The organism is uncultured Bacteroides sp., assembly GCF_902472605.1.
Lineage (GTDB): Bacteria > Bacteroidota > Bacteroidia > Bacteroidales > Bacteroidaceae > Phocaeicola.
The window spans coordinates 21,695-43,205 of the sequence record NZ_CABROP010000028.1 but is presented as its reverse complement, the minus strand read 5'-3'; the positions used below and the strand labels follow the sequence as shown (position 1 = coordinate 43,205).

Annotated in this window: 13 protein-coding genes, 2 tRNA genes and 1 CRISPR repeat array; of the genes, 2 read left to right on the top strand and 13 right to left on the bottom strand. The window is 48.4% G+C overall.

Annotated elements, in window-relative coordinates; genetic code table 11:
• Nucleotides 1–322: 322 nt before the first annotated feature.
• A CRISPR array of direct repeats spans nucleotides 323–1,060; the repeat unit is 47 nt; unit sequence GTTGTTTCCAATGATTCAAAGATACTAAAATGAAAGCAAATCACAAC.
• Between the two features lie 412 nt (nucleotides 1,061–1,472).
• The 11 genes from RDP42_RS08100 to RDP42_RS08050 form a co-directional block, all read right to left on the bottom strand.
• The gene (locus RDP42_RS08100; protein WP_308763276.1) at nucleotides 1,473–2,423 is read right to left on the bottom strand and encodes a hypothetical protein; all 951 of its coding nucleotides are present in this window, start codon (nucleotides 2,421–2,423) and stop codon (nucleotides 1,473–1,475) included.
• Nucleotides 2,424–2,455: 32 nt separating this feature from the next.
• Nucleotides 2,456–2,908: a helix-turn-helix transcriptional regulator gene (locus RDP42_RS08095; protein ID WP_308763275.1), complete on the bottom strand. Its 453-nt coding sequence runs from the start codon at nucleotides 2,906–2,908 to the stop codon at nucleotides 2,456–2,458.
• 50 nt (nucleotides 2,909–2,958) lie between these two features.
• Nucleotides 2,959–3,165 carry a hypothetical protein gene (locus RDP42_RS08090; protein ID WP_308763274.1) on the bottom strand — a complete coding sequence of 69 codons (207 nt, stop codon included), beginning with the start codon at nucleotides 3,163–3,165 and terminating at the stop codon, nucleotides 2,959–2,961.
• A 173-nt stretch (nucleotides 3,166–3,338) separates the two neighbouring features.
• Nucleotides 3,339–3,575: a hypothetical protein gene (locus RDP42_RS08085; protein ID WP_308763273.1), complete on the bottom strand. Its 237-nt coding sequence runs from the start codon at nucleotides 3,573–3,575 to the stop codon at nucleotides 3,339–3,341.
• 48 nt (nucleotides 3,576–3,623) lie between these two features.
• Complete coding sequence (locus RDP42_RS08080; protein WP_308763272.1) at nucleotides 3,624–3,839, bottom strand: hypothetical protein; 216 nt, start codon at nucleotides 3,837–3,839, stop codon at nucleotides 3,624–3,626.
• A gap of 298 nt (nucleotides 3,840–4,137) precedes the next feature.
• Nucleotides 4,138–5,316, bottom strand: a complete 1,179-nt coding sequence (locus tag RDP42_RS08075; RefSeq protein ID WP_204506218.1) for a BT_3987 domain-containing protein — start codon at nucleotides 5,314–5,316, stop codon at nucleotides 4,138–4,140.
• 10 nt (nucleotides 5,317–5,326) lie between these two features.
• Nucleotides 5,327–6,430, bottom strand: coding sequence for an endo-beta-N-acetylglucosaminidase family protein (locus tag RDP42_RS08070; protein ID WP_308763271.1), 1,104 nt, complete (start codon nucleotides 6,428–6,430; stop codon nucleotides 5,327–5,329).
• 36 nt (nucleotides 6,431–6,466) lie between these two features.
• Complete coding sequence (locus RDP42_RS08065; RefSeq protein WP_308763270.1) at nucleotides 6,467–8,077, bottom strand: SusD/RagB family nutrient-binding outer membrane lipoprotein; 1,611 nt, start codon at nucleotides 8,075–8,077, stop codon at nucleotides 6,467–6,469.
• Between the two features lie 24 nt (nucleotides 8,078–8,101).
• Complete coding sequence (locus RDP42_RS08060) at nucleotides 8,102–11,188, bottom strand: SusC/RagA family TonB-linked outer membrane protein (RefSeq protein ID WP_308763269.1); 3,087 nt, start codon at nucleotides 11,186–11,188, stop codon at nucleotides 8,102–8,104.
• A 511-nt stretch (nucleotides 11,189–11,699) separates the two neighbouring features.
• Nucleotides 11,700–11,773, bottom strand: a tRNA-Arg gene (locus RDP42_RS08055).
• Between the two features lie 27 nt (nucleotides 11,774–11,800).
• A tRNA-Arg gene (locus RDP42_RS08050) sits at nucleotides 11,801–11,874 on the bottom strand.
• A gap of 61 nt (nucleotides 11,875–11,935) precedes the next feature.
• Here RDP42_RS08050 and RDP42_RS08045 point away from each other — a divergent pair.
• Both RDP42_RS08045 and RDP42_RS08040 read left to right on the top strand, forming a co-directional pair.
• On the top strand, nucleotides 11,936–15,196 hold the full coding sequence (locus RDP42_RS08045; protein WP_374046959.1) for a UvrD-helicase domain-containing protein: 3,261 nt from the start codon (nucleotides 11,936–11,938) through the stop codon (nucleotides 15,194–15,196).
• Between the two features lie 40 nt (nucleotides 15,197–15,236).
• Entirely contained in the window at nucleotides 15,237–18,110 is a 2,874-nt protein-coding gene (locus RDP42_RS08040; RefSeq protein WP_308763267.1) for a PD-(D/E)XK nuclease family protein, read from the top strand.
• Nucleotides 18,111–18,327: 217 nt separating this feature from the next.
• On the opposite strand, the gene RDP42_RS08035 is transcribed toward RDP42_RS08040, so the two are convergent.
• Nucleotides 18,328–19,479, bottom strand: coding sequence for a DUF6057 family protein (locus tag RDP42_RS08035; RefSeq protein ID WP_308763266.1), 1,152 nt, complete (start codon nucleotides 19,477–19,479; stop codon nucleotides 18,328–18,330).
• Between the two features lie 6 nt (nucleotides 19,480–19,485).
• Entirely contained in the window at nucleotides 19,486–21,498 is a 2,013-nt protein-coding gene (locus tag RDP42_RS08030) for an alpha amylase C-terminal domain-containing protein (RefSeq protein ID WP_308763265.1), read from the bottom strand.
• Nucleotides 21,499–21,511 lie beyond the last annotated feature (13 nt).

Sequence of the window (21,511 nt, the reverse complement as noted above, 5' to 3'; positions counted from 1 at the left end):
AACTTTATATTCGTTGATAAGAAGAGTTTGTTGTTTTATGAATCTACAATGTGTATTTTATCGGATGCTTACAACTCTTTTATGGGAAAAAAGCCAGCGGGGTAAAAACGCCAGGTCAACAATTAGAACTCTTTTAAAATAACAAATCCCATATTGAGTATGGGATTTATTATTTAAGAAACAACAAATTCTTTTTTCTAAAATTCATCCTAAAGCATTGATAAACAATCAATAACTACAATCGAGTTGTTTCCAATGATTCAAAGATACTAAAATGAAAGCAAATCACAACTTACTGAAATACCTCGTTCTCACCTACTCTGTTGTTTCCAATGATTCAAAGATACTAAAATGAAAGCAAATCACAACCAACGGTTGTTGTTTTTGCACCACACTTTCGTTGTTTCCAATGATTCAAAGATACTAAAATGAAAGCAAATCACAACATAAATATTATTACTAATTTTCCTTGCTACGTTGTTTCCAATGATTCAAAGATACTAAAATGAAAGCAAATCACAACTGCGAATAGAGGACACGATTTTCCAACTTCGTTGTTTCCAATGATTCAAAGATACTAAAATGAAAGCAAATCACAACGTATAGATGAAAAAGGTAATACAAACAATCGTTGTTTCCAATGATTCAAAGATACTAAAATGAAAGCAAATCACAACCAGATTCCCTGCCGGGTTTGTAATTTCGTTGTTGTTTCCAATGATTCAAAGATACTAAAATGAAAGCAAATCACAACTAGATGTAATATTTATCATAAATTTCTTTAGTTGTTTCCAATGATTCAAAGATACTAAAATGAAAGCAAATCACAACTAGAACTCGCAAGTCGTTACCATTCAATTGTTGTTTCCAATGATTCAAAGATACTAAAATGAAAGCAAATCACAACCGTTAATGTTTATTTTATCTGCACCAATTGTTGTTTCCAATGATTCAAAGATACTAAAATGAAAGCAAATCACAACCTGAGAGTAACCATATTGGTCGCATGTCATGTTGTTTCCAATGATTCAAAGATACTAAAATGAAAGCAAATCACAACAATGTAGCTATTACAGAAGGTTTTGAAATGTTGTTTCCAATGATTCAAAGATACTAAAATGAAAGCAAATCACAACGGAAGCGTCCAATCCACCTTCATAGGCGATGTTGTTTCCAATGATTCAAAGATACTAAAATGAAAGCAAATCACAACTTAGTGCGTATCGCATAGCAAATTCATTTAGTTGTTTCCAATGATTCAAAGATACTAAAATGAAAGCAAATCACAACAGCGTTGATAACACGTTCCGCGCTGAAACGTTGTTCCCAATGATTCAAAGATACTAAAATGAAAGCAAATCACAACTATGTCTATAAGCAGTTTTTCTGTAATTTTATCTTTCATGGATTTTAAATTTTATGTTCTGAAAAGATCAGTGATTTCTCAAAATCTCCATAGGGCGATATTTCCGTCAGGCCATAGGCTGGAAGCTGAATGTCACCTTGTCACTGTACTTGCCTGGTACCTTCAGGCTATTGAAGCGATCATCGCCGATTTCCGCTTTCAGCTCGTCCAGCGCCCGCTCGTATGCCTGTTCCTTACATTCTGCTTTAACGGTTCCTTTAAAGTCGTAAAACTTCACCGCATCGCCTTTTTCGGAATATACCCCCACCGGAATGCAGATACCATACATACCCGGATTAAATGCACGCCAGTCGGACTTTTTCAATCTCACCGCACTCTCGTCACGACTTTTCTGGAATGTGCTGTACTCCGCATTGACTTCCGGTGCCAGTACGATTTTGAAGCGAATATTTTCGTTTATGCTGAGCGGACAGACAAGCGTCTGGCGGGGCTTGTCGAACGACTGCAACTCAGTAAATGTCTTTTCGATACGGGACACGTCTTCAGTCGAAAGCGTAAAACGCCGCGACATAACGGAATAAAGAAACGACACAGCTTCGGCAGCCGAAGCCACTTCCTTTTTGCTCTTATGGAAACAGGCGATATAAGTACGATTTTCAGGGGCCATAACTAATGCACGAAGCTGATCGGGCATTTCTGTAATCTGTATAGATTCATGAAGAGAAGCATAGGAGGGGGATGCTTCCGGCTTATCTTTTCGTCGCCGCCACGGACGGCCTACCTGCATAGGGATGTCATATTCACGCATTATTTTGTGGATGGTCCAGACGGAACATCCGTACTGTTCGGCCAGCTTGGTAGACGACATATCCATTCGGAGCTTTTCTACAATTTCCTGAATGACTTCCGGAGTCAGTCGACGGCCGTTCTTCGAGATATTGTTTTCTTTGAGCACCTTATATACTTTCTGGGTATGTGTGCCCAGTGTGCGGCAGATTTCGGCCACTCTCGTGCCCGATTGATACATTTTGATGATATTTTTATCCAGTTCTTCCATATTCCTTTTCTTTTAAATAATCAGTGATTTTTCTAAAAGTCCATAGGAGTGAATGATACTTCTATGCCGATGGCTTCGGCCAGGCTGCAGATGAGATTGATCTTTGCGTTGAAACGTCCGTTCTCCACAAGCTTTACGGTATTCAGTCGTACCCCAGACCGGTCTGCAACCTCCTCACACGTTAGGCCGGCATCCTGGCGCGCACATTTCAATTTCCATCCGACTATCTCGGCGTCGTTCATGGTACGGTCTGGCATCACGGCCAGCACGTTCAGAGTCGATTTATCGCCAGAAAGAGCCGCTTTGCTCGGTTTGATAAGATAAAGTTTCCCATCCAGGTCAATTACAAATTCGCGGTAATCCATGCGGCCCGTATGCTTGTCATATACCGGTACATCGCCCGAAAGTGGGAATGTAAAAACTACTTCATCTGTATTATCTGAGTAGTTGTATCTCTGATTTTCTATAATTTTGAATTTTTTCATTGTCGATTTCATTTAATGTTCATCTATTAATTGATTATTCAAGGCTTCATCTAATGTAAAGCTGTCTTTAGGATACTCTGGGCATAACCTAAACCAGTATGGCTATTAATCAGCCAATAATTATTAGTTTCGATTACAATACAATAATCCGAACTTATTTCTTTTACAGAAATCAAATCTGATTTTATTTCCTCAAAAAGTCCATCTTTACATTCTTCTCTGATAGAATCTATATTTTCCTGTATCTTCTGAATCATATACATTAAAAACATCGTATAACTCAAAAAAACTTCATGATAATTCGCTGAATTTACATGTTGCCACCACGATTTTAATGTTAAATATTTGTTTTTTAACTCAATACAAAGATAGAATTTTTACCTGTAAATTAAACTAAAACCACAATTATTTTCGAGGTTTTAATGAAAATCTACAGACGAATATACACCTTCATATAATTGTCTTTCAACTTCATAAAATCATTCTGGAATAACTTTCGCTCTTCGTGTACCGCCTTATATGGTTTTCCCCCAGATATTTTTCCATGAATACAGTAGAATTTCAGTTCCGGATTTTCAGCCAATTTTTTCAGCTTTTCTGGACTGTTATCCCAGTTGTTCCGGATAAACGATTTCAGCTTCTTCAGCTCCAAGAAAACCTTTTCCACATCCTGACTACTAACTCTTCCTTTTCCTCGCAATGCGTCGAAAAAATTCTAACAATCTACACCGGATATCTGACAGATTACACGAAGATTCAACACATCTTCTTTCAGTACCTCATTTATACGAGCCAACTTTACTTTGTCGGCTTTTCCTATCGGATTGGGCTGTGAATAGTTTTTATTGGCATACTTATCTGGGATTCGGCCACGGCATTTCCACAATTTTGCAATCCGCTCTTTCAATCCAAGTTGTTTCCAATGGTTCAAAGATAAACAAATGAAAACAAATCACAACGTTCTTTCAGCCACAATTTCCCCTTCAAAAAAAACGCAAGTACATTCCAACCAAAACGCAAGTGCGTTTGAAGTAAAACACAAGTGCGTTTCAACCAAAATGCAAGGACGTTTGGGTCCAAACGCAAGTGCGTTTTGAAGTGGTCGACAAAGGTCTTCAAAAATCTACATAAGTCTACATAGGTCTACATAATTCTACATTCCGCAAGCCGCACAAAAAAGGCTGCCACACCCGAAGGTAATGACAGCCTTTCGCAATCAAAATCTAAAACTAATCAACAAGAGGGAATACAAAACCCTTGCCATCGTTATCGTCAAACTCGGCTCCAGAAGGAAGAGACAAATGCTTGGCATTGTTGCTCCAGTCCCAAAGCATGGTTTCATCGTCTGTAATTTCACCAGTGTCCTTGTCGCGCTTCTTGCCGTTCAACGGATAATACAACACCAGATTTTCGTCAGCTCCGTCTACCATCTTCCACATGAACTGCTTCAGCTGCTGCGGCGTGCGGGCCGTTTTCCAGAAACGTATCTCGCGTACCAGCTCATTGGCACCGCCAATCCAGAAACCCACCAGCCCATAAGGACCCGTACGGATTTCACGGTCGGCCACCAGCTCGCCGTTCACATACACATAGTTCTTCTTACCGTCGTACACAAACGAAAGCATGTACCACGTATCGGGCTGGGCTGAGAACACATCGGCAGGCACGTCAATCTGGGAGTTACCGGTCTTTATCTGCAACTGGTTCGGACGGATGGTCACGTCGCCGAAACGGGGATAAATCTCATCGAGAGCTCCCGATCCGGATACCAGCTTGGTTCCACAGATGGAACGGTTGTTCTGATAGTAGGAGCTGCGGTTCACCATCACTTCCATAGTCCACTGGTCTACTTTGAAGTCATCCGGGAACATCTTGCTGTCTTCACTGCCGGAACCGTTTATGCGCAGACATTTGGTGTTGATGCGCTGCTCCAGTACAATCAGTGATTCGGATTCTCCGGAAATGACCGGCACCGTACCCCCGTTCAGCTTCACGGGCAACGCATAGCTTCCCTGCAAGGAGAACTTCACGTTTTTCAGCTTTACGGGCAGAAACTGGGAGGTCTGTTTGGAGTCGAACACGACTTCCCGGCTCACTTCGTACATCTCTGAAGGGAGCATCAGGTAATTGGTGCCGTGCTTCTTGTTATACGCCTCCAGCTGCGACGCATTGCCCGCCTCCACCGTCACCGTTCTGGATTCCTGTTCCTGCTGTACCAAGCCTACAGTGATGGATTTTACTTCTACTTCCTTTCCTTCTTCCACAAAGACCTGCGACGATTCTCCACCTTTTATATAGGCTCCCTGTGATGCCTGATACTCGCTGGCCGCGTCTTTATATAATTCATTCTGGCAGGAGCTGACCAGCAGACTGCCGGCCAGAACTCCCAAATACACTATTTTCTTCATAATTCAATTTTTATTCAAACTTACCCGGATAAACTACATTTCCCAAATTCAAGGCTTCTTTCAGCCATTTATAAGGAGGATCATTAGCAAAATCATATTCCATGTGATAGGTACCGATTCCTCCGATACGCTTGCCGCTGGGGAGGTCGAGGGTGGCATAATCGAAAATCTGACGGCCTTCCGGATAGGCATTGATTTCTTCACGTACACTCGTATAGTCTGGCACTCCTCCAGTCCGCCAGCCTTGCTCGAATTCCACGGTAATGATGGTCTTACGCTCCCAATCTTCCAGGTGCGGCTGGGTAATTTTACGAATCACGCTTCGTGTAGATCGCTCCCAATAAGCTTGGTAGATGTAATGATCAATATACTTGGAAGCTTCCGCAGAAAGTTTCTCCGGCTGTCCGTCCATCACCAACAGTCGTCCTGCCGGACGCAGACGGTCGGAAAGAGCCTTAATGAATACAAACATCTGGGTATTTCCGCTATTTTCCGAAATCTGGTCGGAATTGGCCATCGTACCGGAGTGACCGTAGTTAGGTTCGTAGTCAATGTCAAAACCGTCCAAGTTGTATTTCTCGATGGTGTCGCAAATGGCATTGGCGTAGGCCTTCACTCCTTCCACGAAATCACCTTTGCCTTTTTCACCCACCCAATAGTTGGTAGGATCCTGCCCCGGAGGAGTCATCTGGTCGCCCAGGCTTTGCACAATCCAACACAGAAGGGCTTTTCCGCCTTTCACTTCCTGGAAGAACTTCAGGTCTTTCTTCTGTTCTTCCGAAAGATTGCCACGGGTTCCCCACAGGGATACGAAATCCACACTGTCGGGCAGCATCTTCAGGTAGTTCTGCGCATTGCTGCCTCTTCCGGTCCAGTTGCCGAACCATCCGAAACCTTTCACGTGAGGGGTCTTGCGGTATTCCCGGAGTTTGGCAAAATATTCCCGCATGGTAGGGGTCAGGTCGGCTTCCGATTCCGCTTCCAGCAACGGGATGTATTTCTCCAGTCCCTGCTGGTTGTCGAACACTTCTCTTTCGGGTATGTTCCAGTCGGAGCAACCCACGAAGCCTGCCACTACCAGCAAGGCTCCGATATATTTCATGATGTTTTTCATCTCTTGGTGCATTTAAACATTTTAGCAGATTAATCTTTATTTCGGTTGTTTAGGACGATTGTCGCGTACCCACCACAATTTGGTCGCTCCCTGGTCGTCTCCACCTAACAGAGTAGGCACTTCCGACATGTTGGGGTTCGTACCATATTCCGCCGGAGCAAAACGGAAACGTTCAGGAGTCAGGGCATCTTCCGACGCACCGATGCTTGCATAGGCTTTGTCATAAGCCGGCTTGAGCAGATAAGGGTAACCCGTGCGGCGGTATTCGGTCCAGGCTTCCACGGCATTGGGATAAAGTGCCAGATATTTCTGCGTGATGATTTTCTGCAATTTCATCTCCTCCGTATCCGCGTCGTTCCATTTTGGAGCCACATTTCCCGTAGAGAGCACACAAGCGTACTGATAATTATAAGGTAAAGTATAGGCTTTGACATCCGACGGCAGCTGAGTGCCCTGCAAGTAAGAAGCGACTCCGCTCACCCCGTTTTCTTCGAACGACTTGGTCACGCCTTCTTCGTACAAAGCTTTCGGATCACCTGCCGTAAGCTGATATAGCGCCGCTTCTGCTTTCAGGAAAGAGACTTCCGACGCACGCAACCAGAACAAAGGAGAGGCTGCACTGACCTTAGGCTTGGAAGCTCCATCCTTGGCACGGTCATTCAGCGGATTGTTGTTCGTGGGAGGAAGGGCCACAAAACGGCTACCTGAAACCGTGGTGAAATAGCTGGCCAGACGCGGGTCTTTATATCCTTGCATATAGGCCCAGATGGTAGCTCCCATACGGCATTCTCCGTAATCTTCCACTGTAGGCAGCATGGAGTTCATCAGCGGCAGTTTATCTGTACTTTGAATTTTGGCTTCCTGCGCCATGTTCTCAATCACACCGCCATGCGACGGATCGAGCGCATACGTCACATATTCCTTAGCCAGCTCCATGTCCTTGAAATGGACACGTACCGCCATACGCAGCATCAATGAGTTGGCCAGACGGGTCCAGTTCTGCGGATTACCGTCATAAATCACGTCATAAGAGGAAAGAACCTTTGTAGCCGTACCGCCCAGCACCTGCGAAGCTTCTTTCAGGTCGGCCAGCATGGCCTTGTATACTTTGTCCTGAGCGTCCAGCTTGGGGGCAATGTCTCCGTTGCCGGCATTGGTATACACAATGGGGCCGAACACGTCGGTGGCACGGAGCCAGCCCATCACCTTGACGATGTTTGCCACGGCCTGCACTTCTTTGTCGGCCGGATCTTCGGACTCCTTCGTGTGCTTGTAAATGTCGTTCCACGCACGGAACAGCTTTGAATAGAAATTCTGGTAGGCGTAACTCATACGGCCGTCCGTGAAGTTCCAGGTGGCCTCCGTGTTGAAGTTCCAGTTGTTGTTCATGCCCCAGTAGCCAATGTAGTTACCAGCCGACATGATATCTGTGTTGGCCAGGTCGTTACCTGGTCCGGTCGATTCCGTGGGAGAACCGATGGGAATCACCAGCTTCTGCATATCCAGAAAGGGAGCTCCATACAGCAGTCCACCCTGTTTCATTTCTTCTTCTGTCACCCCGTAGATATTCGTATTGATCTTCTCATAGTTGCAAGAAGCCAGTGCCAATACAGATAATGCGGGTATCAAATATTTTCTTATCTTCATATTGTTTCGGTTTTTCATGAGTTGTTAGAATCCAAATTTAAGGCTCACTCCATAAGTCCGCTGACTGGGCAGCATGAAATAGTCATATCCCTGTCCGAACGTACCGGTAGAGGCTGTCAGTTCCGGGTCGAATGGAGCCTTGTTGTAAATCATCCAAAGGTTCGTACCATAGACGGAAAGGCTGACATTGTGGAACGAGGTGCCCTTGAACCAGGAGTTGGGGAACGTATAGCCCAGACTGGCTTCCTGAAGGCGGACATTCGTAGCCGAATAGACATTGTAGGCATCCAGGTTGACCACAGATTCGTAATAGTCTTTCGGACGTACGGGCACGTTGCCCACCATCACCTTTCCGGCATCACGGGCGTCTGCCGAAGCCTGCGACACACCGAACTGGTCGAGCACGGCCTGTGTCTTCGAAATGACGATACCACCCAGACGGGCTGTCACCAGGAAGTTCAGGTTGAAGCCTTTGTAAGAGAAGCCGTTTCTCCAGCCCAGGTTCCACTTGGCGTTGACGCTTCCTAACTTATAAGGTTCGGTCGATTCCGTAGTAATGGTCTGTCCTTCGTTGTACACAATGTAGCCGTCCTGGTCGCGCTTCAGGCGTTCTTCAGCATAGATGGTACCGATTTCTCCTCCTTCGCGCAGGCGGAAACGTCCCACCTTGATGTCGCTCAGGTCAAGGGTTTCTCCAGTTACCGGATTCTTCACGTCTGATGCCAGTTCGATAATCTTGTTGCGGTTGGCCGTAGCCGTCAGCGAGGTGCTGTAAGAGAAATTACCGAATGTCTGGTCGTAACCCAAAGTCAGCTCGATACCGCGGTTTTCCACGTTACCGGCCTGTACAAACATGTAGTCATAGCCCGAAGTTTCCGACAATTTGGCCTGCAACAGCTGGTCGTAGGTGTTCGACTTATACAAAGTCACTCCCAACGAAACAGTGTTGTTCAACCACTTGGAGTCGATACCGATTTCATACGAACGGGTTCTTTCGGGTTTCAGTTCCGGAAGCGGATAGTATTTGAACGGTTTGATGACTCCTCCTTCAATGGAGTGTGTAATCGTGCCGGGAGTCAGTCCAGTATACGGAATCGGTGAACCTACTTCGGTATAAGAAGCGCGTACTTTCAAGAAGCCCAGTACCGGAGAGATGGACTGGCGCAGGTTGTCCGACAACAAATCCGTCACAATGGCCGACAGACCTACTGACGGATAGAAAATCCACGGCGACTTGCTGTTGACCAGCTGCGAAGGCTTGTCGGCACGTCCGGTCAGGGTAAGGTACACCGCCGATTTCCAAGAGATTTCGGCCGAACCGAACACACCGATGTTCATCTTCCGGCTGTCTCCTCCCGTCTGTGAAGGCACTCCGGTAGAAGGGTCGATGTTGTCGTAGGCAAACTTGTTGGGGATGAGCAGCAGCTGTCCGCCGTAGCCTCTTCCCTTCGTATCGTATTCCTCATAAGAAGCACCCACGTTGACATTGGCAAAGAAATCGTTGGCAAAAGGTTTGGACAAGTTGGCCATCACGTCGGCATACTTCTGACGGAAGGTCTCACTGGAATAGATATAACGTCCCAAAGGCTTGGCAAACGTACCATGAGTAGAAGCGTAACGCTTGTCTTCTCTTTCGGAATAGGTGTTGTCCAGACGGCCGCGGGCAGTCACGTTCAGGTAATCTGTGATATCGTACTTCAACGAAGCATAAAGCATGTAGCGGTCTTTCACCTCCGGACGGATGTTGCGGTAGGCCACCCAGTAGGGATTCTGCACTGCCATACCGAAATCGCCCGGTGCCCACGACTGCACGTTGTAGCCCAGTTCGGCATCGTAGCGCTCAAAGTATTTCTCCTTGCTGAAATCCTCTCCGCGCGGATACAGATACGCCCCCAGAATCGGGTTGAAATACGTACCGTAAGACAGCATGTTGTTGGCGTATTCACGTACATAGCTGGCAGACACGTCCATGGTCAGCTTGTCGTTGAAAAACTTGGTGGTGTTCCGCACCATGGCATTGTAACGATGGTATTTGTTGTTCGGCACGATACCCTTCGCATTGACCGCCGAGCCCGACACATAGGTCTGGTTCTTGTCATTGCCCACCGACAGGTTGAACGAGTTGGTAAAAGTCGTTCCGGTATTGAAAAAGTCGGCCGGATTGTAAGAAGAAGGAGCTGCCAGTTTCTCACCCCACGAAGCGGCCTCCCCGCTCACATTGCCATACGTGTTCTGGAATCTCGGCAGCACAAAGGCTTTTGAAAACTCTGCGGAAGAAGACACATTGACATTCACTTTGCCGGCGGCTCCTTTCTTGGTAGTAATCAGAATGACTCCATTGGCCGCACTGGCTCCGTAAAGGGCGGCAGCCGAAGGACCGGTCAGCACCGACAGGCTTTCAATGTCTTCGGGATTGAAGTTGGCAATACCTTCACCCGAGGTACGTCCCGAGCCGAAACCTGTTCCGTCGCCCGAGCGGTCGGCCTGGTTACCCATCGGCACACCGTCTATCACATACAACACGTTGTTGTCTCCACTGATGGACTTGTTACCACGCATCACCACGCGCGTACCTCCACCTACACCCGAAGCGCTGCGCTGGATATTCACACCAGCCACCTTTCCGTTCAGGCTGTTTACGAAGTTGGCGTCCTTCACCTTTGTCAGTACGTCGTTCTTCACTTCCTGCACGTTATAGCTCAAGGCTTTCTGGGAGCGCTTGATACCCAAAGCAGTCACCACGACCTCGTCCAGCAGTTCCGAGTCTTCCTTCATGACCAGCACACCCAGTGCCTCCTTCGATGAGACCGTCAGACTTTTATAACCTACATAGGAAATTTCCAACAGGGAACCCTCAGCGACCGACAACGTGAAGTTTCCGTCCATGTCGGTAATCGTACCGTTGCTGGTTGCTTTTTCCAGCACACTCACCCCTACCAGAGGTTCTCCATTCGCGTCTACGACGGTTCCACTGACTGTGATTTTGTTGGTTTGCGCCGATACTTGCACGGAAGGCTCACCGGCCCCTCTCGGCAAACTGGCATACGCTGCATTTCCTCCCTGACTTATCAGCAACAGAAATAGCAGTTGAGTAGCTCTTTCTATTTTCATAGATGATTTAAGATTTAGTTGGACATTTAAATAGTTATCACATTTTAAGGCTCACGACAACGGTCAAGGTGCAATCGTCCTTTGCGGGACAATGCAGACATTGGCCAGCTATCAAGAACCGGTTAAAATTCTAGTTTGTTTTTGTGGCAAAACGGGTGTAGAAAACCTGTACAGGTACTTACCTTCACTGCATCCTACAGCTCAGGCAAACATCTGCCCTATTTGCTCATCGCTTCTTTCCGGTGAAAGAAAGAGGCATTCTCTATCCTCTAAATAATTGACATAAAGGCTCACATCAGGTAGCCTGCGAAATGATTTTTCTCTATAGTTTAGCTTAAGCTTGCGTTGTTTGTGTCTGTATAAATAAAATTTTCAACTTTATCGGGCTGCAAAGATATGCGTTTTTTATAAACTGCAAATCTTCAAACAAGATTTTTTTCTTTCGCACCAAGAGTTTTCAAAGAAAAAGAGGAAACCAACTGGCCAATGCCCGTTGATTTCCTCTTTTCTGTGATTCCGCTGCGATTCGAACGCAGGACCCACGCCTTAGAAGGGCGTTGCTCTATCCAGCTGAGCTACGGAACCATCCTTAATAGTTGTGCTGCATTCAAGTGATTCCGCTGCGATTCGAACGCAGGACCCACGCCTTAGAAGGGCGTTGCTCTATCCAGCTGAGCTACGGAACCATCCTTAATTGCGGCGCAAAGGTATGCTTTTATTTTGAATTATACAAATTATTCCGTAAGTTTGTCTGAAGAAACCAAGAAATTCACTTTACACATGGAACAGCATCCCCAGCTTTTAGTCTACAAAGCGTCTGCCGGTTCAGGCAAGACTTTCACGCTGGCCGTACACTATATCAGACAATTGATTGAAGACCCGTATGCATACCGGAGGATTCTGGCGGTGACATTCACCAACAAGGCTACGGCGGAAATGAAAGAACGTATCTTAGAACAACTCTATGGCATTGCTACAGCCGATGAGGGGTCGGACGGTTACCTGAAGGAAATACAGAAGACCTCGGCCAAGTCGGTCGGGGAAATCCGGGAGGCGGCACGCGAGGCCTTGCGGCACATGATTCATGACTACAGCCGTTTCCGCATCGAAACCATCGACTCGTTTTTCCAGTCGGTGATGCGCAACCTGGCACGAGAACTGGAGCTGGGGGCCAACCTGTCCATCGAGCTAAACAATACGGAGGTGCTGAGCGATGCCGTGGATGCCATGATTGAAAAGCTGGACCGCCGCTCGCCGGTACTCTACTGGTTACTGGAATACATCGAGGAACGGATTGCAAACGACCGGCGCTGGGATGTGTCGAAGGACATCAAGAGTTTCGGACAAAACATCTTCGATGAGAACTATATCGAGAAAGGGGAAGGACTGCGCCGGAAACTGGCCGACCCGAAGTTCATCCCGGCGTATCGGGAGGAACTGAAAAACATCCGCGAAGAGGTGCTGGAATTTATGAAGGGATTCAGCGACCAGTTTACGGGACTGCTCGAAATGCACGGGCTGACGCCGGCGGACTTGAAAAACGGCTCGCGGGGCATCGGCAGTTATTTCAACAAGCTGGCCAACGGGAAACTGGGCAGCGACATCCGCAATGCGACCGTGGAGAAGTGTCTGGAAAGTGAAGAGAACTGGACCACGAAGACTTCCTCCCATCGCGACGAAATCCGCTCGCTGGCGGCCTCGGAACTGATGCCGTTACTGGAGGAAGCGGAAAACCGGCGTCCGCAGAACAGCTTGCTGCTCAATTCGTGCGACCTCTCGCTGCGTTACCTGAACAACCTGCGGCTGCTGGCGCACATCGACGAGGAGGTGCGGTTGCAGAATCAGGCGCACAACCGTTTCCTGTTGTCGGACACCAACGCCCTGCTCCACAGCCTGATTCGGGAAGGCGACGCTTCGTTTGTCTACGAGAAAATCGGCACCACCATCGATACGGTGATGATTGACGAGTTTCAGGATACTTCGCGCATGCAGTGGGAGAATTTCCACCTGCTCTTGCAGGAGAGTCTGGCGCAGAAGGAAGGCAGCCTGATTGTGGGCGACATCAAGCAGAGCATCTACCGCTGGCGAAGCGGAGACTGGAAAATCCTCGCGGGACTGGGACACGACCGGAGTTTCCGCATCAAGGAATGTACGCTCGACACGAACTGGCGAAGCGAGGCGCGCATCATCCGTTTCAACAACGAATTTTTCACGGCGGCCTGCCAGACGCTGAACCGACGGTATCAGGAGGAACAGGGCACGCCTTGCACGCAGCTGGAACAGGCGTACAGTGACGTGCGGCAACGTTGTGCCAAGAAAGACGAGAAAGGCTTCGTGAAGGTGACTTTCCTGCAGGATTCCAAGGAGCGGCCTTATACGGAGGCCACCTTGCAACAGCTGGCCGAAGAGGTGGAACGACTCGCGGCAGCGGGTATCCAGCTCAATGAGATGGCCATTCTGGTACGGAAGAACCGGAGCATCCCCGACATTGCAGCCTATTTCAACGAACATACCCCCTACCGCATCGTCTCGGACGAGGCTTTCCAGCTGAACGCTTCGCTGGCCGTAAACATGCTCATCGACGGACTGCGTTACCTGTCTTCGCCCGACGACCGCATTGCGCTGGCCCGTCTGGCGGTGGCCTATCAGCAGGAAGTGTTACGAAAGGATATCAGCCTCAACACCGTGCTGCTCGACGACCCCAAGAATTACTTGCCAGCAGCTTTCCAGTTGCAGGCAAACGAACTCCGCTTCATGCCGCTTTACGAGTTGCTGGAGAAACTCTTCGTGCTGTTCGACATGCAGCGCATCGAGAAACAGGATGCGTATCTCTATGCATTTTATGATGCGGTGACGGAATACATGCAGAACAACTCGTCGGAGCTGACGGCTTTCATCCGTTTCTGGGACGAGAAGCTGAACACGAAAACCATTCCTTCGGGCGAAATCGACGGCATCCGCATCCTGTCCATCCACAAATCGAAGGGTTTGGAATACCACACGGTGCTGCTGCCGTTCTGCGACTGGAAGATGGAGAACGAGACGAACAGCCACCTGATATGGTGCAGCGTGGCGGGCACGGGAAAGGAAACGGACATTCCGCCGTTCAACCTCCTGGACATCGTACCGGTGAACTACTCGAGTGCCATGGCGGAATCGGTGTACCACGACGATTACCTGGAGGAAAAGTTGCAGCTGTGGGTGGACAACCTGAACCTGCTTTATGTGGCGTTTACACGTGCCTGCAAGAACCTGATTATTTTTGCGAAGGCGGGTCAGAAAGGTACGGTATCGGAACTGTTGTACGACAGTCTGCCGCTGATGCAGGAAGTGGAACTGCCGCTTGTGCAGGAAGACCCGGAGGATGATGCGGTGGGTGAATACGGGGAGCTCTGCACGGCTCACGACGAGAAGAAGGCGGGTAAATCCAACCGACTATCCTCGCCCAAGGAGGGAGTTCCCGTGAAGATGGAAAGCATTGAAACGCACATCGAGTTCAAGCAGTCGAACCGTTCGGCCGACTTTATCCAGGGGGATGAGACAGAGGACAGCCGTGGACAGTACATCCGTCAGGGACAGCTGCTGCACCAGGTGTTCGCCCACATCGAAAAAGCAGACGACCTATCACCAGCCTTGGAGCGGTTGAACTTCGAGGGTATCTTCGAGTCGGAGAAACAAATGAAGCAGGTGGAAGCGCTGGCCCAACGGGCTTTGCAGCATCCAGCAGCCAAGGACTGGTTCAGCGGCACGTGGGAACTCTACAATGAATGTGCCATTGTGTACACCGACGAGGAGGGACAGATGCAGACGCGCCGCCCCGACCGCGTGATGCGAAAAGACGGGCAGGTGGTCGTGGTGGACTTCAAGTTCGGAAAGAAGAACGAAACCTACCGCGCACAGGTGCAGGAGTATATGGACTTGCTCACGCAAATGGGCTACACCCACATCCGGGGATTCCTTTGGTATGTGTTTGCCAACGAGCTGGAAGAAGTAACGCTTCCGGCCTGAGTTTATTTTTATTTACCACGCTATTTCGACAATATAATATATGGAAACTTTTTTGAAGCAGGTGGCCGCTGATTTGTACCGGAAGTTGCACGGAGACTTTACCAAGGTAGCCGTGGTGTTCCCGAACAAACGTGCCAGCCTCTTTTTCAACGAATACCTGGCACAGGAGTCCGACCGTCCGGTTTGGTCGCCAGCCTATGTGAGCATCAGTGAACTGTTCCGCCAGTCGTCGCAATGGGTTACGGGTGACTCCATTAAACTGGTATGCGACCTCTACAAGGTGTTCCGGGAAGTGACCGGAAGCAAGGAAAGCCTCGATGATTTCTATTTCTGGGGCGAGATGCTCATCAGCGACTTCGATGATGCCGACAAGAATCTGGTCGACACGAAGGCCCTCTTCAGCAACCTGAAAGACTTGAACAAGCTGACGGCTGAATATGATTTTCTGGAGGAAGGACAGAAAGAAGCATTGAGCCAGTTTTTCCGCAATTTCTCCATCGAGCAGGTGACGGAACTAAAACGACGTTTCATCTCACTATGGGACGTGCTGGGCGACATCTATACGCAATACAAAGAACGGCTCCGCGAGCAAGGCATCGCCTACGAAGGAATGCTCTACCGCGAAGTGACGGAAACGATGGACGTACAGCAGTTTCCTTACGACACCTACGTGTTCGTGGGATTCAACGTGTTGAACAAGGTGGAACAAACCCTGTTCAGCAAATTGCATGCGGCCGGGAAAGCCCTGTTCTACTGGGATTACGACACCTTCTACCTGGACAAGCATCCGCACGAGGCTGGCGAGTTCATCCGCCGGAACCTGAAGAACTTCCCATCGGAATTGCCTCCGTCCCTGTTCGACCACCTGAATCACCCGAAAGAGATTACCTTCATTGAATCGCCTACCGAAAACGGACAGGCACGCTACCTGCCGCAATGGATTCGGGAGAACCTGACGGAGAACGAAAAGGAAACGGCGGTGGTGCTCTGCAACGAAGCCATGCTACAGCCCGTATTGCATTCGCTGCCGGAGAACGTGCGCCACATCAACATCACCATGGGTTTTCCGCTTTCGCAAACCCCGGCCTACAGTTTCGTGAAGACGCTGTTGGAACTGCACATTTCAGGCTACAATCCCCGCAGTGGACGCTACCAGTTTGCCGAGGTCATCAGTGTGCTGAAGCATCCGTACACGCAATTGCTTTCGGAAGCGGCCACTCCGTTAGAAAAGGAACTGACGGAGAAGAACCGCTTCTATCCACTGCCATCGGAACTGGAACGGGATGAGGCCCTATCACTGCTGTTCAAACCTTGTAGTCACAACGAGGAGCTGTGCAAACGGCTGGCCGACATCCTGAAGCAGGTAGCACAGCTATACCGCAAGCAGGCGGCCTCCACCAGTGATGCCCTCGACCAACTCTATCGGGAAGCCTTGTTCAAAAGCTTTACCATGGTCAACCGTTTCCATGCGTTGCTTGAAAGCAAGGATTTGGAAGTACAGCCTGCCACCTTCCACCGGCTGCTCGTACGGGTCATGTCGACAGCCAGTATTCCGTTCCATGGCGAGCCGGCCATCGGTATGCAGGTGATGGGGGTATTGGAAACCCGTAACCTGGATTTCCGACACATCATCCTGTTGTCGGTCAACGAAGGACAGTTGCCCAAGGCGGGAGGCGATTCCTCGTTTATCCCTTACAATCTGCGCAAGGCATTCGGCATGACTACCATCGACCACAAGATTGCTGTCTATGCCTACTACTTCTACCGTCTGTTGCAACGGGCGGAAAAAGCAACTTTGGTGTACAATACGGTAAGCGACGGTATGAACCGGGGCGAGATGTCGCGCTTCATGCTCCAGCTGCTGATTGAATGGGGTTATCCCGTACAGAGGAAACAACTGGAAGCCGAACAGTCGCCGGTCGCATCCTCTCCCATCTGTATTTCCAAATCAGCCGACATTCTAAAACGGATGCAGCAAATATTCGATGTGCGGGTGAATCCGAAAGCTTTCTTCTCCCCCTCGGCCCTGAACTGTTACCTCGACTGTCCGTTGAAGTTCTACTACAAGTATGTGGCCGGACTTTCGGCACCCGATGAAGTGAGTGCGGAAATCGACTCGGCCAAGTTCGGAAGTATCTTCCACTATGCAGCCGAGCATATCTACAAGGACCTTACGGCACATGGGAAAGTTATCAATAAAGAAACCTTGGAAGCCCTGCTCAAAGAGGAAGTAAAGCTGCAGAACTACGTGGACAATGGATTCAAGGAACTGTTTTTTCACCTTCCTGCCGACGAACGTCCCGAATATAACGGCATCCAGCTCATCAACTCGGCCGTCATCCTGCGCTACGTCCAACAACTGCTGCGCAATGACCTGCGTCATGCTCCTTTCACCTTCGTGGGCTCCGAACAGCCCGTCATAGAGGACATTGAGATACAAACGCCCAAAGGCGTGATTCGTTCGCGAATGGGCGGTATCATCGACCGGATGGACAGCAAGGACAATGTGCTCCGCATCGTCGACTATAAGACAGGCGGAAAAGCAGATACTCCACCCAACGTGGAATCTTTGTTCACACCGGGTCCCAAGCGTTCCAACTATGTATTCCAGACCTTCTTGTATGCTGCCATCGTGTGCAAGAAACTACGAGAAAGGAACGACGACCGAAAAGTAGCTCCTTCCCTGCTCTACATTCACCGGGCCGCCTCCGAGGATTATTCACCGGTCATCCAACTCAAGGAATCGTACAACAAAACGACTCCAGTAGAAGATTTCGCTCTATTGGAAGAAGAATTCCGCAGCCGGTTGAAAGCGCTTCTGGAAGAAGTATTCAATCCGGAAGTGGATTTCCATCAAACCGAGGAGGAAGACCCATGTATGTATTGTGATTTCAAAGGAATGTGTAAAAGATAGAATCAAAAACCAAACAATTGTTAAATATACAATTTACTTTGAACAATCCATGAAAACCGATTGTTATAAAGATGTTTTTCATAGTAATAGATAAGAACAGTATTGGTATTTGTGAAAATATCAGCTGTAAGGACAAAAGCGTTTGTTCTTGAATATAAGAGAGACTGCATTTCCCCGGCAGTCTCTCTTAATTTTTTATCCCAATCACAAATGTCTCTTATTTCTGATAGTCGTAATACCACCAGTAGGTATCTCCGAATTCCCGTCGCATGCGATTTTGTTCTTCCAACGCAGAACCACCTTTTTGCTGCAATTCACGATAAGCCTTGAAGCGTCTGACCATCAAACTGTCGGCCACAGGAAAAAGAGTATCGTTCCGCTCCGCATGATACAGCACCACAGCCTCCCGATAATATCGTGGCAAAGTATCTTCCGGAAGATAAAAGTCGGGCACAGCCTCCATAAAACGATCCAACTGTTTCTCCAGCAGCAAAGCCGAAAGATAATAATCCAAAGAAGTATATTTACCCGACCCTTTGTAACAAATATTCCGCAGGAATACCATCCGGTCTTCTCCAGCATACGGACGGGCTCCTAACAGATAATAAATGGAATCGTTCGTATAACGAAGCGTATGCAGGGAATCTGAGTCAAAGAACAATCCATCGGAACGATAATACTGTGGATAGGCAAACAGCTTGTCTCCCATCTGTCCCAAGTGAGACAATGCCACCGCCCGAAAGACAGTCAAAGTACGGCTTGCCTCTAACGAACGTTCTCCTACCTCCAGCACCTTGTCATATTCCTGAGTACGCAAATAATATTCCGCTTCCAGTTCATGGTGATAAGTACGGTTGGAATCACCTATACACACCGTCAGCACGCACAGGCCCAACAGAATGGCCAGGTTACTGTTCACCAGTCCCCAGACATTCCCTTCCTGATTCAGCTGCACCCGAAACACTCCACGCAACCAGTATCCCAGGCCGACAAACAGCAGCACCAGCAAGGGCAACAACCAGGTCCACGGCGTATGATAGTCGGACATATAGACCCCGCGTCCCACATCCGTCAGGGCACAGAGTACCAGAAAAGAAGGTAAATAGGCCAAGGCACGTACCTTTCCTTTCAGCCCCAGCAGACTGTTCACTCCCCACCGCAACAACAGCAGGATAAGGGTAATGATAATGGCGCTGGCCAACGGAGCAAACACGGTCTTTCCGTGTGCCAGTGAGAAGTGGAGTGCCTCCAGCACATCCCGTTGGAACACATAGAGATAGACAAAACTAAATAGAGAAAAAAGAAGACCGCATACAGCAATCATGATGCGTGCAGTCTTCTTATAAAGTGCATTTGTGTAATCACTCATACAAAATTATTCTTTCACTCGTTTCAATACCACTGCAGAACGGGCCGGCACATACAGTTTCAGCCATTCTTTCTTATCTTTTGCATAAAGCGGATCGGCACAGGTAAAGTGGCGGAGACTGTCGTCTGAGAAGCCGAAACCACCAAACTGTTTGTTATCCGTATTCAACACCACATCGTAAGCTCCTCTCGGAACAAGGAAGCCGTAATCGGTGAACGAACGGGTCGGGTTGAAATTAAACACGAACACCAAATCCTTCCGGCGGAATGCCAGAATCTGATCGCCGTCATTGTGCCATACTTCAATGACCTCCGATTTCTGGATATTCTTCACACTACGCAACAGCTTGACCATGCACTCATCAAAATCACCCAGATAATGATAGCACAGTGTTGGGTCATCTACCAAATGCCACTGACGACGGGCATACTTATACGACCAGCCATTGCCTTCGCGCGGGAAGTCAATCCATTCCGGATGACCGAACTCATTACCCATGAAGTTCAGATAACCTCCATTGATGGTGGAAGCGGTAAGCAGACGAATCATCTTATGCAAAGCGATGCCTCGTTCTACCACGCCGTTCTCGTCACCAATCTTGAAGTGCCAGTACATGTCGGCATCAATCAAGCGGAAGATGATGGTCTTGTCGCCTACCAGTGCCTGGTCGTGACTCTCACAATACGAAATGGTCTTTTCATCCTTGCGACGATTGGTCACTTCCCAGAACAGACTTGAAGGTTTCCAGTCCTCATCCTTGCGTTCCTTGATCATCTTAATCCAGTAGTCTGGAATGTTCATCGCCATACGGTAGTCGAAGCCATAGCCACCATCCTCAAAAGGCGCGGCCAGTCCCGGCATACCCGAAACTTCCTCAGCAATGGTGATGGCCTTCGGATTCACCTCATGAATCAGGCGGTTGGCCAATGTCAGGTAGCAGATGGCATTGTCATCCTCGTGCCCGTTGAAATAATCACCGTAATTGCAGAAAGCCTCTCCCAATCCGTGACTGTAATATAACATGGAAGTTACTCCATCGAAACGGAAACCGTCGAAATGGAATTCCTCCAGCCAGTATTTGCAATTGGACAGCAGGAAGTGAATCACCTCGTTCTTACCGTAATCGAAGCAAAGCGAATCCCATGCCGGATGTTCCCGACGTGCGCCCGGATAGAAATACTGGCAAGGATCGCCGGCAAAGTTGCCCAATCCTTCCACCTCGTTCTTCACGGCATGTGAGTGCACAATATCCATGATGACGGCAATGTTCATCTGATGTGCCGTATCAATGAGCTGTTTCAATTCTTCCGGCGTACCAAAACGGGAAGAAGGCGCAAAGAAGCTGGACACATGATACCCGAAACTGCCATAGTAAGGATGTTCCTGAATAGCCATAATCTGGATACAATTGTACCCATCTTTTGCGATGCGAGGCAACACCTTCTCACGGAACTCGTTGTATGTACCCACCTTTTCCGCATCCTGTGCCATACCGATGTGGCACTCGTAAATCATCAACGGAGACACATTCGGCGTAAAACTCTTTTTCTTGAACTTATACGATTTCTCCGGATTCCATACCTGCGCACTGAAAATCTTGGTCTGCTCATCCTGCACTACACGAGTAGCCCATGCTGGAATACGTTCGCCGCATCCACCTTCCCAATACACTTTCAGCTTATACAAGTCGCCATGTTTCATGGCCTTTTCCGGCAGATTGATTTCCCAGTTGCCCGTCTTGCGGACCCGTTTCAAGCGGAAAGCCGGTTTCTCCTGCCATCCGTTGAAATCACCCACCAGATAGATTTCCGTCGCATTAGGTGCCCATTCCCGGAAAGTCCATCCTTTGTCGGTGCGATGCAATCCGAAATAAAGATGGCCTGTCGCAAAGTCCGACAATGTTTTCTTTCCCACCAGTTCTTTTTCTTTCTCTATTGCATGCTGGTGACGGCCATTAATAGCATTGGCATACGGTTCCAGCCACGGATCATTCTTTATGATATTCAATACCTTGTCCATAGTATTAGTTATT

Coding starts and splice junctions, on each gene's coding strand:
- RDP42_RS08100 (WP_308763276.1), bottom strand. CDS start 2,423: ATGGAAGAACTGGATAAAAATATCATCAAAATGTATCAATCGGGCACG.
- RDP42_RS08095 (WP_308763275.1), bottom strand. CDS start 2,908: ATGAAAAAATTCAAAATTATAGAAAATCAGAGATACAACTACTCAGAT.
- RDP42_RS08090 (WP_308763274.1), bottom strand. CDS start 3,165: ATGATTCAGAAGATACAGGAAAATATAGATTCTATCAGAGAAGAATGT.
- RDP42_RS08075 (WP_204506218.1), bottom strand. CDS start 5,316: ATGAAGAAAATAGTGTATTTGGGAGTTCTGGCCGGCAGTCTGCTGGTC.
- RDP42_RS08070 (WP_308763271.1), bottom strand. CDS start 6,430: ATGAAAAACATCATGAAATATATCGGAGCCTTGCTGGTAGTGGCAGGC.
- RDP42_RS08065 (WP_308763270.1), bottom strand. CDS start 8,077: ATGAAGATAAGAAAATATTTGATACCCGCATTATCTGTATTGGCACTG.
- RDP42_RS08060 (WP_308763269.1), bottom strand. CDS start 11,188: ATGAAAATAGAAAGAGCTACTCAACTGCTATTTCTGTTGCTGATAAGT.
- RDP42_RS08040 (WP_308763267.1), top strand. CDS start 15,237: ATGGAAACTTTTTTGAAGCAGGTGGCCGCTGATTTGTACCGGAAGTTG.
- RDP42_RS08035 (WP_308763266.1), bottom strand. CDS start 19,479: ATGAGTGATTACACAAATGCACTTTATAAGAAGACTGCACGCATCATG.
- RDP42_RS08030 (WP_308763265.1), bottom strand. CDS start 21,498: ATGGACAAGGTATTGAATATCATAAAGAATGATCCGTGGCTGGAACCG.